Annotated in this window: 10 protein-coding genes; 7 read left to right on the top strand and 3 right to left on the bottom strand. The window is 60.6% G+C overall.

From position 1 onward, the window contains the following. The first annotated feature begins 107 nt into the window (after nt 1-107). From prsT to VIZ63_RS21755, 6 genes are all read left to right on the top strand, one after another. The gene (gene prsT, locus VIZ63_RS21730) at nt 108-2,897 is read left to right on the top strand and encodes an XrtA/PEP-CTERM system TPR-repeat protein PrsT (protein WP_331611903.1); all 2,790 of its coding nucleotides are present in this window, start codon (nt 108-110) and stop codon (nt 2,895-2,897) included. Between the two features lie 166 nt (nt 2,898-3,063). Beyond that, nucleotides 3,064-3,684 (top strand): XrtA/PEP-CTERM system exopolysaccharide export protein, encoded by a 621-nt coding sequence (locus VIZ63_RS21735; protein ID WP_331611904.1) that lies wholly within the window; start codon nt 3,064-3,066, stop codon nt 3,682-3,684. Between the two features lie 9 nt (nt 3,685-3,693). After that, nucleotides 3,694-5,298 (top strand): XrtA system polysaccharide chain length determinant, encoded by a 1,605-nt coding sequence (locus VIZ63_RS21740; protein ID WP_331611905.1) that lies wholly within the window; start codon nt 3,694-3,696, stop codon nt 5,296-5,298. Between the two features lie 8 nt (nt 5,299-5,306). Beyond that, nucleotides 5,307-6,248: an XrtA-associated tyrosine autokinase gene (locus VIZ63_RS21745; protein ID WP_331611906.1), complete on the top strand. Its 942-nt coding sequence runs from the start codon at nt 5,307-5,309 to the stop codon at nt 6,246-6,248. A gap of 44 nt (nt 6,249-6,292) precedes the next feature. Beyond that, on the top strand, nt 6,293-7,633 hold the full coding sequence (locus VIZ63_RS21750) for an outer membrane beta-barrel protein (protein WP_331611908.1): 1,341 nt from the start codon (nt 6,293-6,295) through the stop codon (nt 7,631-7,633). A gap of 69 nt (nt 7,634-7,702) precedes the next feature. After that, nucleotides 7,703-8,869, top strand: a complete 1,167-nt coding sequence (locus VIZ63_RS21755) for a glycosyltransferase family 2 protein (protein WP_331611909.1) — start codon at nt 7,703-7,705, stop codon at nt 8,867-8,869. A 15-nt stretch (nt 8,870-8,884) separates the two neighbouring features. Here VIZ63_RS21755 and VIZ63_RS21760 read toward each other — a convergent pair whose 3' ends face one another. Together VIZ63_RS21760 and VIZ63_RS21765 are read right to left on the bottom strand one after the other, a co-directional pair. Beyond that, complete coding sequence (locus tag VIZ63_RS21760; RefSeq protein WP_331611910.1) at nt 8,885-10,756, bottom strand: glycosyltransferase; 1,872 nt, start codon at nt 10,754-10,756, stop codon at nt 8,885-8,887. A gap of 108 nt (nt 10,757-10,864) precedes the next feature. Beyond that, nucleotides 10,865-12,310 (bottom strand): O-antigen ligase family protein, encoded by a 1,446-nt coding sequence (locus VIZ63_RS21765; protein WP_331611911.1) that lies wholly within the window; start codon nt 12,308-12,310, stop codon nt 10,865-10,867. A gap of 524 nt (nt 12,311-12,834) precedes the next feature. Here VIZ63_RS21765 and VIZ63_RS21770 point away from each other — a divergent pair. Beyond that, nucleotides 12,835-14,040, top strand: coding sequence for a glycosyltransferase (locus tag VIZ63_RS21770; protein ID WP_331611912.1), 1,206 nt, complete (start codon nt 12,835-12,837; stop codon nt 14,038-14,040). Here VIZ63_RS21770 and VIZ63_RS21775 read toward each other — a convergent pair. Next, on the bottom strand, nt 13,990-15,150 hold the full coding sequence (locus tag VIZ63_RS21775; RefSeq protein ID WP_331611913.1) for a glycosyltransferase: 1,161 nt from the start codon (nt 15,148-15,150) through the stop codon (nt 13,990-13,992). The two genes, VIZ63_RS21770 and VIZ63_RS21775, sit on opposite strands and share 51 nt — an antisense overlap. Nucleotides 15,151-15,254 lie beyond the last annotated feature (104 nt).

Genomic DNA, 15,254 nt, shown 5'->3' on the forward strand with positions numbered 1-15,254 from the left:
GTGCGATGCGCCTCCGACTGTGCCTCGGAGTCGGTGGATGCAACTGATTTGCTGGATGAGATCGACGCGACGATTGCAGCGTCCTACAACGAAGTGAGAGTCCATCCATGAATTCAGCATGCAAGCGTTTCTGCTGGGGAGTGCTGGCTCTGCTGAGTCTGGCCGCGGTTTCCGGGTGCGACAGGTTCCTGAGCGCCGATGCACGCGTCGAAAGAGCGAGCACCAAGATCACCGCCCATGACTATCGCGGCGCGATGATCGACCTCAAAAACGCCCTTCAGGATGAGCCTCAGCACGCCACCGCCCGCCTCAAGCTCGCCGAAGTCGAATTGCAGCTTGGCGATGCGGTGAGCGCGGACAAGGACCTGCGGCGGGCGATCGAGCTCGGCGTGTCTTCGGAGGCGACAGGCGAACTGGTGGCCAGGACGCAGCTCGCTTTGGGCAATGCGCGGGATTTACTGGTTCAGATCGATTCGGGAGAACTCGTGCTGCCTGAGTCGGCGCGGGCGCTGTATCGCGGCCAGTCACTGGCGCTGTTGCAGCAGTTCGAGGCTGCGCAGCAATCGTTTGAGCTCGTGCCGCCGGACGATACGCACTGGACGGTCGCGCGGATCGGTATCGCCGAGGCGCTGACCGGGCAGGGTAAAAGCGATGCGGCACTGGCGTTGCTCGACGATGTACTCACCGCACGGCCGGACACTCCGCTCGCATGGTTGACGCGGGGTGCGATCCGCGCGAAACGCGGCGAATTCGAGTCTGCAGAAAAGGACCTGCAGCACGCGCGGCAGATCGACGCCCAACGTTTTACGGCAGTTCAGTCGATGAGCCTGCTGGCTGGCATTGCCGAAGTGCAACTGTCGCGCGGAGCACCCGATGCTGCGAAGCAAACGCATGGGGAGCTTGTAAAGCTCGCCCCGGACTCATTGATCACGCGGACTTTGGCTGCGCGCATTGCGCTGGCCACTCAGGATTACACGACCGCGATCGCTGAGTTGCAGCGTGCGCTGGCCGCCGCGCCGAACTACGTGCCCAACCGACTCTTGCTGGGTGCTGCTTTCCTCGCGCAGGGCAACCTGCGTCAGGCGGAGCAACAGCTTGCGCAGGCGCTGCAGCGCGCCCCCGAAAACGTCGAAGCGCGCAAGCTGCTGGCGCAGACGCGGTTGCGGCTCGGACGACCGGACGAGGCGATGCAGGTGTTGTTGCCGGCCCAGGAAGCAGGCACGGAGGATGCTCAACTCGATGCGCTCATGGGTCTGGCGCATCTGCAGCAGGGACAGGAAGCCAGCGGCATTGCGTACCTGGAGCGCGCGGTTGCCGCACAGCCCGGCAATACGAATCTCAAGCTCGATCTGGCCGTGGCCTATCTGCGTGCTGGCGAAGCGGACAAGGCGCTGGCGCTGACGTCGGCGATTGATCGCTCGACGGCCGATGCGCGTCAGATCGGAGTACTGATTGCAGCGCTGGCGGCAGCCAGGGATATACAGCATGCGCGCGGCGAAGTTGATCGGCTTGTTGCTGCGCGTCCGCGTGATCCCCAGGTACTGAATCTCGCCGCGACATTCTTTGCCCGCCAGGGTGAATTCGATCTTGCCCGTGCGAGTTCGCAGAGGGCGATCGATGCGGCGCCGCGCGACGCCTCATTGCTGCTCGTGCGGGCTCGTATTGAAAGTGCTGCAGGCCAGAGCGACGCTGCACAGGCATGGCTGGAGAAGGCCATAGATCTCGACCCCAGGAACGGGCCGGCACATCTCGCGCTTGCAGAAATTGCCGTGCGGCAAGGAGACATCGCGGCCGCGATCGCGGCACTGGAGGATCTGCGCAAAAGCGATCCGACCTCCGTGGACGCGCGCCTGCGCCTGGCGGGTTTGTACCTGGGACAACGCGACGCAAAGGCCGCGCAACCGCTGGTGGATGAACTCGCTGCTCTGGGCAAGGATCGGCCAGAAGTACTGAATGCCCTCGGCCTGCTCTACCTGGATGCCGGCCGATACGGTGAAGCCCTGTCGCAGTTCCAGGCTGCTGCGACAGAGGATGCGGTCGTTCCCGGGTATTGGCTCAATGTGGCGCGCGCACAGATTTCGCTCGGCAACAATGCCACCGCCCGGGAGGCGCTCGAACGAGCACTGACCGCGCAACCGGGTTGGCTTCCGGCCATGGGCGCGCTCGCTATGCTGGATGTGAAGGATGGTCGGGGCGCAGTGGCCCTCGACCGGGTGGAGCGACTCAAGTCGGAGCGTCCCCAGGATGCGACGGTGTTGACGCTGGAAGGGGAGATCCATATGGCACTGCGGGACTACCCGAAGGCGGCCGCGGCCTACGACCGGGCCCATGGCGTCAAGCCAAGTAGCACGCTTGCCATCAAGATACACAAGGCGCGGCAGCTGGGTCGCTTGCCCAATCCGCAGCAGCCGCTCGAGAGCTGGATTGCTGCGAATCCCGCCGACAACACGGCACGACTGGTGCTCGCCGAAGGTTGGCAGCAGGCCGGCGATCGGCGCCGTGCGATCGCCCAGTACGAAGCGATCGATCGCAATGGCGGCGCCAACGCGATCGTCCTCAACAACCTGGCCTGGCTCTATCACGAGTTGAACGATGGGCGCGCCGAGCAGATTGGCAAGCGCGCGCACGAAGCTGCACCCGACGTTCCCGCCGTCGCGGACACTTACGGTTGGATTCTCGTGCAGGCCGGCAAGGCGGATCAGGCGCTGGCGATGCTCAAGAGCGCCGCCGATGCCGGCGATGACCCGTCCATTGATTACCACTATGCGGTGGCACTGATCCGGTCTGGATCGCAGTCGGAAGGACGACAGCGGCTGAACGATCTCCTGAACCGTTCGTCCAATTTCGCGGAGGCGAGCGACGCCCGCAAAATCCTGCAGGCGTTGCCGGCAGGATAATGATCGGCCAAGCGGGCGTCTGGATGCTGCGAACAGTGGTTAATGCGAACCGATTCACATGCTTGGCGCCCGGTGTTCGACGGTATCTGATAGGCTTTCGGCACCTTTGGCGCACCTGCAGTGCGGCTGTTCAACGCACACCAACCCGCAAGTCGGCAATCATCTGATGAAGCGCATTCCGTTCCTGTTGGCGAGCCTTCTGGCGTGTATGGCATCGGTCGCGGCCGACGTCCCGCCGCCGCCTGTTGCCGAAAGTCCGGCCGTTGTCGCGGCTGACGGCGTATCGGCGGATTACATCATTGGCCCCGGCGACACCGTGCAGGTCTTCGTCTGGCGCAACCCCGAATTGACGACCACCATTCCGGTCCGCCCGGACGGCAAGATCTCCACGCCGCTGGTCGAGGACATGACCGCAGTGGGCAAGACGCCCTCGCAGCTTGCGCGGGACATCGAAAAAGTTCTCGCGCAGTACGTCCGCTCGCCGCAGGTCAACGTCATCATCACACAGGCCGTCAGCACCTTCAGCCAGGTGCGGGTCATCGGTCAGGTCACGAGTCCGCAGGCGCTCGCGTATCGCGAGGGTATGACGGTTCTCGACGCTATCCTGGCGGTCGGTGGTCTCGGTCCCTTTGCTTCTGGTAATCGCGCGAAGGTCGTTCGTACAGAGAACGGCAAGCCGCGAGAGATCAAGGTCAAGCTGGACAATGTCGTCAACAAGGGCGACCTCGCGACCAACGTCGCGCTGAAACCCGGTGACGTGCTCGTTGTTCCACAAACCGCCTTCTGAGCGCGTCTTATGAGTCAGGTCGTCGATCAAGTCGTAGATGAGTTGCGGGGTGCGTGGCGCTTTCGTTGGCTCGCCATGGCGGCGGCCTGGCTGGTCTGTCTGGGCGGGTGGGTATTCGTGTTCGCAATGCCCGACCTGTATGAGGCGACGGCCAGGGTTTACGTTGACACCCGCTCTGTGTTGGGACCGCTGTTGGACAAGATCACTGTCAGGCAGGATGTCGATTCGCAACTGACCCTCGTGCGCCAGGCATTGCTTGGACGCCCGCAGCTAGAAAGGGTGGCGCGAGAGACAGATCTTGATCTGCGAGCCGAAACCCCTGAGGCGCGCGCGACGTTGATTGAGCAGCTCCGCAGCCGCATCACGATTCAGGGTGGTTCCAGCAACAGCCGCGAAGGCAGCGGCGGTCTGTACGTCATTTCCTATCAGGACCAGAATCGCGAGAAGAGCATCGCGGTGGTCGACAAGCTGCTGAACAGTTTTGTCGAAGAGACTTTGGGTGGTAATCGCCAGGGGTCCGAGACGGCGCAGCGCTTCCTGATGAAGCAGATCGAAGAATACGAAACACGCCTGTCCGAAGCGGAGAGCCGCCTCGCGGACTTCAAGAAGAGGAACGTCGGATTGATGCCCGGTGAACAGACCGGCGACTATTTCTCGCGCCTGCAGAATGAGATCGACGCGGCGAAGAAGGCCGAGTCGTCGCTGGGTGTGGCCCTCAGTCGGCGTGAAGAATTGCAGCGGCAGTTGCGTGGCGAAATACCTTTCCTTGCGACGGGATCGTCATCTTCCGGCGGTTCCAAGGGTGCTGCTGGCGGCAGCAATGACACGTCCACCCGGATCCAGGAAACCCAGGCCCGACTGGACGAATTGCTGCTGCGATTCACTGACAAACATCCGGATGTGGCCGCTACGCGCGAGACGCTCGAGCAACTCAAGGAGCGTCGAAATGCCGAGGTCGAGGCGTTGCGACGGGGTGATCCGTCCGCAATGGCGACCGCAGGCGCAGCATCGAATCCGGTCTATCAGAGCATCCAACTGGCGCTCAATCAGGTGGAAGTCGAGATCGCTGCATTGCGCGGTGAGCTCGGCGAACACAATCGCAAAGTGGGTCAGCTGCGCGGGATGGTCGACACCGTACCGCAGGTCGAGGCCGAGTTCGCGCGCCTCAACCGCGACTATGAAGTCACCCGCGAAGGGTATCGCGAACTCGTCGATCGCCTGCAGAAGGCACGCTTGTCCGAGCGTGCGGATGAAACTGGCGTCGTCAAATTCGAAGTCGTCGATCCGCCGTCGGCCGCATTTAATCCCGTCGCTCCCAACCGGGTGAAACTGCTGGCCGTCGTGCTCGTTGCGGGGCTCGGTCTCGGCGGCGGTCTTGCCTATCTGATGCACCAGTTGCGTCCGGTATTCAACAATGTCCGCTCGCTGGCGGATATCACGGGATTGCCGGTGCTGGGAGCCGTGAGCATGACGTTCGTAGACAGGAAGCGGGCGGAAAGTCGGCTGCGCAGGCTCGCGTTCGGCGGCGCGGGAACGGCGCTCGTCCTCGTGTTCCTTGGTATGGTGCTGTTCCATAGCACCGGGGCGCGGCTCATGCAGCGGATCATGGGCTGAGGAATGACATGAGCCTCGTCGAACTCGCTATCAAGAAAATGCAGGCCGCTGCTCGTGCGGGCGCCCATGCGTCCGCGCTTATCGTCGACCCAGGCCCTAAATCGCAGCTGCCGAATGAAACATGGCGACTGGGGCCTGGTGTAGTAGGTGAGATGGTCCCCACCGGCGTGAGGGGATCTCTCGGCACGGCAGAGCAGCAGCACCGTACTGACAAGATGCTACTGGTCGACCGCCGCGCGCTGCGAGCGGCAGGGCTCATACCGCCGGAGAATCAGGAGCGCGCGCTGGCTGACCAATACCGCCATATCAAGCGCCCGCTGATTGCTGCGGCAACCGGCCGGGGCGGGCAGATGCTGGAGCGTGGTCAGCTGATCATGATGGCAAGCGCCATGCCCGGCGAAGGCAAAACGTTTACATCGATGAATCTTGCCCTGAGCATGGCGATGGAGAAAGACATCTCGGTGCTGCTCGTGGATGCTGACGTTCCCAAGCCCCATATCAGCCGCACATTCGGCGTGGACGCAGAGCCTGGACTTCTGGACGTGCTGCGCGACCCCAGTATCGGCGTAGAGTCCGTCGTCATTCCCACGGACGTACCCAACCTCAGCATCCTGCCCGCGGGCATCCGCTCGGAGACGGCCACTGAGTTGTTGGCCAGCCACCGGATGGAGGAGACGGTCAATCATCTTGCTGCCAGTGATCCGAGGCGCGTGGTGTTGATCGATTCTCCGCCGCTGCTGCTGACCAGCGAGGCCCGGGCGCTGGCGCATTGGGTTGGTCAGATCGTCCTCGTCATTCGTGCGGGATTCACTCCCCAGCAGGCAGTGATGGATGCGATTGCCTTTCTCGGCGATAACAAGTCGATTGGACTCGTCCTCAACCAGAGCAACACCGCAACGCCCGGCTACTATTACGGCTACGGCGACGCGAATATCGCACCGAGCGGATGACGCCGTCCTGGCCGCGGCTAACAGATCAGACCATGGAGAACACGATGTCGTGCGAACTTCGCAATCTGCGCCTGCGCGCTGCAATTGCGTCAACCATGGCGCTTGCAGGCGCCGTGGCAGCTGCGCAGGCCGCACCAGCCGCCACCCAATCCCCTGCCAGAAATGGTGAACTCAGCATCGCTGTGACTGGCGGAGCCAGCTGGTCGGATAACGTAGGGCGTACGCCGAGCGATGAGGAAAGCGGCACGATCGGCCGGGCTGGAGTAGAGCTCGGTTATCAACACCAAAGCCGTCGCATCGACACGAGCGTCGACTTGAATGCCGGGTACGATTACTACTTCGACGATATCTTCGACAACGACGTGGTGGGCGGCGTCGATGCGACGCTGAATCTGGGTATCGTGCCGGAGAGATTTCTCTGGTTCTTCCAGGAGAACTTCGGTCAGATCACCTCCGATCCATTCGCAGCCAGCACACCGGACAATCGTGAGAACGTCAACTATTTCACGACCGGCCCGGATCTCCTTTTCAATTTCGGCAGTGCCACCACCGCTCGGTTGTCCGGCCGGTACTCGGACGCCCAATACGAGGTGGCAGACACCGATGGCCAGCAGTACGGCGGCGCGTTATCGCTCGCGCGCAGACTCTCTGGAACGGCGACTCTGTCACTCAATGTCGAGGGCACACGCTTCGAGTTCGATGATCAGGCACTGAACACGGACTATGACCGTTACCTGGGCTACCTGCGGTACGAGGTGCAGGGAGCGCGGACCGGCCTCGCGGTAGACGCCGGCTATACCACCCTCGACATCGATGGCGAAACGTCCGGCGGATTGCTGGGGCGCGTGACATTGTCCCGGCGTATATCGCCTGCCTCGACGCTCGACTTCAGCATCGGCCAGCAGTTTTCCGATGCCGGCGATCTGTTTCGGGATGGTCAGAATACCGGCGGCGTGAGCCTCGACAGCGCGAGTATCGTGGGAACCGGCGATCCGTTCGAAAGCCGGACCGCATCCATCGGCTACAATTTCAACCGCAACCGAACCGGGTTCGGATTCGACGCGTCGTACGGCAAGGAGACTTATGAGACGTCGTCAGAGTTCGATCGCACGCTTACGACCTATGGCGCTTACTACACCCGCCAGCTGTCGCGAGCCGTGGATATACGCATATTCGCGCAACTCGAGCATGAGAAGTTCGAGACAACGGACTTCGATGACGACGAGTTGCACGCCGGCGCTTACCTGAACTGGGCGCTGGGTCGCACCCTGGCATTGCGTCTGCAGTACGAACGTTTCGACCGCGACAGTTTCGATGCGGGGACTGATTACACCGAGAACCAGGCGTCGCTATTCCTCATCTGGTCACCGCTGAATCGTTCATGACGCCGGGACCCTTACGCAATGCGATGACCGTCGCCGTGGAGGACTACTTCCACGTCGCGGCGCTTTCCGGTGAATAGACAGACCATGCTCGAATGGATCTTCTGGATTCTGTTGCTGTTGGGCGTCTATCCCTACGTCCTCTATCCAATCGTCGTGAAGCTGCTGGGCGGTGTCCTGCAGCGCCGCATCGCTGCGTCGGATGACCATCTTCCGCGGGTAACGGTCATTACGGCTGCCTTCAACGAGGCAGCGCACATCGAAGCAACGGTCCAGAACAAACTGCAGCAGGATTATCCAGCCGAGCTGCTGGACGTCATCGTGGTCTCGGACGAATCCGTGGACAGTACCGACGAGATCGTCGCAGGCATCGCCGCTGAAAGCCCCAGAGTGCGCCTGTTGCGTCAGGTGCCGCGGCAGGGCAAGACATCCGGCCTGAACCTGGCGATGCCCGAAGCACGCGGTGACATCGTCGTGTTTGCCGACGCCAATTCGATCTACCGCCCCGACACGATCCGCCGGCTGGTGCGTAACTTTGCTGATCCGCAAGTCGGCTACGTCACCGGCAAGATGGTCTATGTGAACCCGGATGGTTCGCTGGTCGGCGACGGCTGCAGTGCCTTCATGCGGTACGAGAACGCATTGCGCGCTGCCGAGACCCGGGTTGGAAGCGTCATTGGCGTCGATGGTGGAGTGGATGCCGTGCGTCGCACGCTGTACCGCCCCATGCGTGCCGACCAGCTGCCGGACTTTGTGCTGCCGCTGACGGTCGTGGAGCAGGGGCATCGCGTCGTGTTCGAGCCCGAAGCGAATCTCACCGAAGACACACTGACGACCGAAGGATCCGAGTACCGCATGCGTGTGCGCGTCGCGCTGCGCGCACTCTGGGCACTGTGGGACAAGCGCGGCCTGCTCAATCCGTTCCGCTATGGTCTGTTCGCCTGGCAGCTGTGGTCGCACAAAGTGTTGCGCTATCTGAGCTTCCTGCCCCTCGCCGCAGCGATGGCGATCAACTGGACGCTGCTCGATGCAGGCCCCGTGTATGTGGCCGCCATCGCAGGCCAGATCGTCTTCGCAATCTTCGTTGCCGCGGCACTCATCGGACCACGAGTCATCGGCCAGTCGTCGCTGGGTCGCTATTGTTTCTACTTCGCCCTGCTCAACTGGGCCTCTGCAGTAGCATTCACGCGCTTTCTGCGCGGCCAGAAGCAGGTGCTATGGCAGCCACGGGTGGGATGAATACTCGCGGTGTGATTACGGTCTGAGAATGCCGAAGCCATCTATAAGGCTGCGAAAAGCCTGCGGCGAGCAAGCGGCGGAAAAGCGACCCAGTTCAAAGCGGGTTGCTCGCGGCGTACCGGGCGGCTGCGATAGCACGGCTTGCTCGTAACCGACCTGGTGCACAGCGGCGACTACATCCGCGGATGCATCCCGTCGTGTCCCATGGGGATACGCGAAACTGCGGATCGGCATACCAAGCTTCGACTCGAGCAGCCGTTTGCTCTTCAGAAGCTCCGTCCTGAGTTCGTCAGGCGGTATCAAGGATAGGCTCGCGTGAGATTGGGAATGATCGCCGATCTCGAAACCGGCGTTGCTCAACTCACGGAGCTGTTCCCAGGTCATGGCCCCGTAGGGCCGCATGTCGTTGTCGGTGAGAGCGACGCCCAACGAACGTGAGAGATCCTCGAGCGCTGTGGATCGGGCCGACTCGGTAGCATAGATGAGCTGATCGGCCAGCCGATGCCACATCGCTTCGCGCTCAATCTTGTTCGTCAGATTCACCCGCTGTCCCTCCCATACTCCGCCCAGGTCGAATGTCCCGGACGGACTGCGGTCGAGCAGTGCGCGGATCCGGTCAGGCCAGAGGTGCAACCTTCCGTCAATGAAGCCGGTGGTAACGAAAACCGTCGCCCGGAGATCGAGTTCGCGTAGCACTGGATAGGCGATACGAAAGAAGTCCTCGTAGCCGTCATCGACCGTTACAACCGCGAGCGGGCGACGACTTCCGGTCCGCCGCGAATCGAAGAGCTCGGACAGCGTGAGCACGTCGCAGCGCGCTTTCAGGATGAGCATCTGACTTCTGAATTCATCTGCGCTCATGGTCCGCTCGGCGGCCTTGCGACCGAAACGGTGGTACATGAGTATCCGCGGTTCGCTGCGCGTGAGCAGTCGGACGGCGGGAGAGAGTGCTCTCTTGAGCAGGTAACGGCTCTCGCCGCGGCGCTCGAACTCAGTGACCTTGCCTCGCGTGCGCAGTGAGTTGATCAGCGTTCGACCGGCAGTTTTCCATGAATATGACGCCCATGGATCAAGGGTGATCCCGCGTGCAGCATCCTGAACAGCGGCCATGGGATGCTCATGCATGCGCGCGCGGGCCCTGTTCGAGTAGGTGTTCGCGTACGCGCGGCGACGAATTCGCGAAGAAACTGTATCGGGATGCCGGCGCAGAAAGTTGTCCATGATGCGGAACGCATTGGAGTATCTGCCGCGCCAGTTCCTGGACATCTGGCCCGACCAGATGCGATAGGCGTACGTCGACTGCGGTACGTAGTCGAAGTGATAACGGGCGCTTATGCGCAGCCACAAGTCCCAGTCGATCCCCATCGCGAGCGATTCATCGAAGCCACCCACTTCTTCCAGGCAGCGGCGTCGGACTACCGCCGTGCCGAAAGGGACGAAGTTGCGCAGGAACAGTTCGTGCGTCACCGGTCCGGAGAATTTCTCGGCGATTTCGCCGCCCAGAGAATTTCCGTGCTCGTCGATCGTGTCGGCTGGGCTGTAGACGACCCCCGTGAGCGAAGATTGTTCGAACTTGGGCAGCTGCAGTTCCAGCTTGTTCGGGTACCAGTAGTCGTCGCCGTCGCAAAATCCGATGAATTCGCCGCGCGCCCTACTCACGCCATGATTCTTGGCAGACGTCTGCCCTGCATTGGGTTGCCAGATGTAGGTCAAACGAGGGTCTGACACCCGCGCCACCAGATCGCGGGTGCCGTCGGTCGATCCATCGTCGACGACGAGCAACTCGAGATCCGAGATGGTCTGCCCCAGGACTGAGTCGATCGCTTCCTTGAGATAGTTGCCTGAGTTATAGGTCGCAATGACGACGCTGACGGTGGGAATGGGCATGCAGTGGGCTCAGATGCTTGCTACCCGCCCTGACGAAGGCGGGTCGCGCATGATAACTACAGGACCTGATGGAAACTGCCCGCAGATCACAGTTTTCCCGGGAAGAAGTTAACGCTGCCCATACCGCGGTCTGTGAAAAAGGGGACGTGGAGCGGGGCTCGTCGTACCCGTCTCCTGTGCAACGGCCGTGAGTTCGTCGCAGCGTTGTTCGGCCACGATTCTCATGTTGTGCAGAGCCATTGCCATGCCGGCGGCGGCCCACCAATAGATCTCAAGGAAGTCGTGCCCGAACATGCCGAGTGCGAGCCGCACGAGAACAAAGACCAGTAGGGCGTTGGCCGTGGCCAGCAGCAGGTGCACGTCGCGCAGTTCTGTATCGAACCTGCTGTCAGAATCCGCCGGCCCGGGGCGCGGATGCTTCTCCAAACGTTCAACTACGTTCATCAGCGCTCTGCGCGTGCGAGCGAGTTTGCGCAGTACGACGACAACCAGAGCAATAAAACACAGGAAGCCTTGTATGCCGGTCTCAGAAAGCAATTGCGTATACAGATTGTGAGTGTACTGAGCGTTCCGGTCCCTCTCGGCCTGATAAATGGGAAAGCAGTCCATGCCAATGCCGAGGGGGTTTTCCAGGAACGCGTTGAATGAGTCGGCAAGCAGCGCTTTGCGAGTGATCGATGAGGCACCCTCAGCCTCCTGGCCGGTAAATGACGACATGAAGCGCCCCTTGTACTCCTGTGGCAGAAGTGTGACGGTCACGATCGCCGCGACCATGAGCAGGAAAATCAGCCTCGCTCTCTTTTGATTCGTAAACATTACGATGAGGATCGATGCGGCGATAAACGTCATATAACCGGTGCGCGATGCGGTGAAGATGACGATGTTGATCGCGAAGACAAGCTGTACTGCGACCAGCAATTTGATCCACTTGCGCTGAATCGTTGGATACAGGTACCAGATCCACGGTACGGTGCTCACGGTTTTTCCAGACAGGGAATTGGGGTCGCCGAACATCGTGCCGGCGGTCCCATGCAGACGAGGAACGCCCTGGTTTTCCCAGACCATGTTGCCGGTGATCTTGCCCAGGAATGCTTCCTGACCGACTTTCATGAACGCGAGAAGCAGGGTGAAGAGATGGATTCGCAGCGTGTAAGGTGAGACCACGAACTGTGAAATGAGAACTCCAATGAGGGCGAGTTTTACCGCTCGGTTGAAGAATGCATTCCAGGCGACGTTGAAATTGATCGCTAGTGGCAGACTCAATGTCAGCACCACAAGAAGAATCACGATGCAGCGCGTGATATCCGAGTTGTCCTCGACCTTGCCGCGTCGCGGCTGCAGTGGTGCTCGTTTGGCGGACTGCAATCGCATGATGGCCATTGCAGCGGCGATGGCTGCGAGCAGGAACTCGAAGCGGATCGCCCCTAGTGCTGGAACGCGCAGGCCTACTTCCAGCCACCAGACGAAAATCAGCAGATTGAAGACAACAATCTGTGGAAGGCCGAGTGTCGGATAAGGGGAAGGGGAGCCCGGAGTGCTCGTCGCCGTAATCAAGGCTGCTGTGTCCCGTGGAACCGCTGTCGAGTCTCTTGACGCATCGTCATATGGTACAGGCTGAAATTGATCCGGTAATGTTCGATCTGTGACTGCTTTACCACTCGGTTCGGAACGCCAGGGCTAGAATTCGCACTCAAGGGGTAGCTGCCGGCTATACATGCCCCGTAGGACGTTTGGATTCAGCACCTGGTTCGAACTAGAACATAAGGCGCGTTGAAATCGCAGGTCCCGGTGGGCAGACTTGCCGCGCTTATTCCGCTTGGTAGGACGCATCTTTCACAGGATTGAGATCGTCCGATGCAGCGGATCAGTGACCACCCCGCTTTCGATGCTGCCAACGCTTACCTACACCATCAGCCAGATCACCGACGTGACGTCAGCGCCATGCCTGCCAAGAGCGAGAAGCTGGTTATCCATGCCATGTACAGCATGGATCCGCCGGAGGTAATCGCGCAAATGTTCGGGAAGTGGCCGCAGGGGTATGCGCACGGCGTGCGCGCGCGTCGCAAGAGCGAGTCCTTATGAGTGCAGCGGGCCTGGCGCCGGCGCGGCGTCGAATAATGCACTTCATCGAATCCGCGGGTATCTACGGTGCCGAGAGTGTCATTCTCAATCTCTCGCGTGAGATGCAATCTGACGGCACGTTCGAGCCCGTGATCGGTTGCATCGTTCAGCGCGCGGGCGAGCGCGTCGATCTGGCGAATGTCGGTGCTACTTTCGGCATTGAATCGCATGGAATCAAGATCGCGAACAGCCGCGTGCTTCTCGACTTGCCTGCAGCCGCAAAGCAGATACGTGCTTTGGGTATCGATGCCATCCACTGTCATGGCTACAAGCCTGCAGTTTTCGCCTACCTAATCAGCCGGATGACCGGCGTGAAGATCGTTGCGACTTGCCATTTATGGTTCGTGGACACGTACGCACCATGGAAGATGCGTTTCATGATCGCGATCGAGAAATTTCTGTACAGGCGCTACCCGGCCGTAGTTGCGGTGTCCGAGCACATTCAACGGACCCTCATTGAAAACGGCGTTCGAAGAGAGCGGACTCGGGTGATCAGGAACGGGATTGTCCTGGCCGACTACAAGGCATCGGAATCCGGCGATGCCCAAAGCGGACCTGTTTGCATTCTGAATGTTGCCAGGCTGACCCAACAGAAAGCTCAGACGGATCTCATCGCGGCCGCGGCTCTCGTTTCTGCACGGCTCGACAATGTGAAAGTTTTGATCGTAGGCGAAGGCGAGTTGCGACCCGATCTGGAACAGCAGATCGTAGCGTCAGGACTGTCTGATCGTGTCGACCTGCTCGGGTTTCGGGATGACGTGGGGACCCTGCTGGCGGAGTCGGATATCTTTGTTCTTCCTTCTCTCGACGAGGGCATGCCGATCAGCCTGTTGGAAGCGGTGGCCTGTATGGTGCCGGTGATCGTGACTGCTGTCGGTGATATTCCAAAACTCATCACCGACGGCGAGAGCGGCATCGTCGTCAATGCTCAGGACCCCGCAATGTTGGCCGAGGCTATCTGGAGGCTCGCCACGGACGCTCGTTTGCGCCGACGACTTGCGGAGAATGCCTGGCATCGATTGCAGCACACCTTTTCTAGCAAACACATGTTTGATGCATACGCCGAGGTCTATGCCGTGCTGCTTGGCGAGCCCGACAGGCAGGGCGATCGATCAACCCTCGCGCTCAGTTTGAGTGCTGGTCGGCGATCCGACGCGGACTAGAGCGCGATAGTAAGCCTCGATTTCGTCCATGGATTTTTCCCACGAGAAAAGGCCCGTAGCCTTCTCGCGCGATGCGGCGCCGAGTCTTGCGCGCAGTTCCCTGTCCTCGACGAGCGTTTGCAATGCGCCTGCAAGTGCATCCACGTCGTTAGCGGGCACGGTCATGCCGTTATCGCTGCTTACCAGCTCGCCATTGCCGCCCACCGCGGTGGCGACTACGGGCAGCCCATAAGACATGTATTCCAGGATGGCGTTGGACAATCCCTCGCGATCGGAACAAAGCACGCCGATGTCGATATGCTGCAAGTACGCTCCCACGTTCTTGACGGCACCTTCGAAGTGAACTCGGTCGCCGACGCCGCTATCGCGTGCGAGTGTTTCAAGATCTGTCCGCTGTGATCCCTCTCCGAGCAGCAGTAGTCGTGTCTGCGTGGCTGAGTTCAACCTCGCAAAAGAACGAATGAGCAGGTCGTGGCGTTTGACCGGCGTCAGACTGGCGACGATCCCTATCCAGATGGCATCAGGGTGGGCCGAGAGGACCCCAGGCGCGATAGCCGCGGTACTCGTATCGGGAAACGCGACGCCATTGTAGTGGACCTTGATCTTCTCAAGAGGGGTGCGTTCGCGACGGGAAACGTGTTCCCGGACTTGCTGGCTGTTGGCGACGATGCCTGCAAATTGTCGGTTGACGTATGGCAGTGCCCGGCGGAACAGGTCGTGATACCAGGGCTGATTCTCCCGCCCCAAGCCGACGTCTCTGCGGCTGGAAAGCAATACAGGTCCCGGACGTGCAAAAGCGGCAGTCAGCCACGCCACGAAGATCGAGTCCTCAAAAAATGTCTGCACGATGTCGATGTTTTGCTGCGACAACATGCGGGCCAGTCGGCCGATCACGCCCGGAAAATTGCTTTTGAGGAAACCCCGATAACCGAGCACAGTGCACGGACAGGGCAAAGCGTTCTGCGTCATCCACGGCGATTCCCACAGACAAATGAGCTGTGGCTCGAACGCCTTGCGATCGAGGCGACGAATCATCTCGAGCAACTGCTTCTGGGTGCCTGCGGTGTCGGTACTGATCGTGTCGATGAGGAACGCGATTTTCAGTGTCATGCTTTAAGCCGGGGTCTGATGCCGGGATCGAGTGGCGAAGTATGCCATGCGGCACTGCGACTATCGCCTCGTCTGTCATTTCACTACTGTCAGTTTGTTTGCTA

The sequence above is a fragment of the Povalibacter sp. genome (assembly GCF_036520495.1).
Lineage (GTDB): Bacteria > Pseudomonadota > Gammaproteobacteria > Steroidobacterales > Steroidobacteraceae > Steroidobacter.

What these genes read in the sequence shown, in the direction of transcription:
- VIZ63_RS21760 (WP_331611910.1), bottom strand. Translation starts at nt 10,756, where the DNA reads ATGCCCATTCCCACCGTCAGCGTCGTCATTGCGACCTATAACTCAGGC.
- VIZ63_RS21740 (WP_331611905.1), top strand. Translation starts at nt 3,694, where the DNA reads ATGAGTCAGGTCGTCGATCAAGTCGTAGATGAGTTGCGGGGTGCGTGG.
- VIZ63_RS21745 (WP_331611906.1), top strand. Translation starts at nt 5,307, where the DNA reads ATGAGCCTCGTCGAACTCGCTATCAAGAAAATGCAGGCCGCTGCTCGT.
- VIZ63_RS21735 (WP_331611904.1), top strand. Translation starts at nt 3,064, where the DNA reads ATGAAGCGCATTCCGTTCCTGTTGGCGAGCCTTCTGGCGTGTATGGCA.
- prsT (WP_331611903.1), top strand. Translation starts at nt 108, where the DNA reads ATGAATTCAGCATGCAAGCGTTTCTGCTGGGGAGTGCTGGCTCTGCTG.
- VIZ63_RS21770 (WP_331611912.1), top strand. Translation starts at nt 12,835, where the DNA reads ATGAGTGCAGCGGGCCTGGCGCCGGCGCGGCGTCGAATAATGCACTTC.
- VIZ63_RS21750 (WP_331611908.1), top strand. Translation starts at nt 6,293, where the DNA reads ATGTCGTGCGAACTTCGCAATCTGCGCCTGCGCGCTGCAATTGCGTCA.
- VIZ63_RS21775 (WP_331611913.1), bottom strand. Translation starts at nt 15,150, where the DNA reads ATGACACTGAAAATCGCGTTCCTCATCGACACGATCAGTACCGACACC.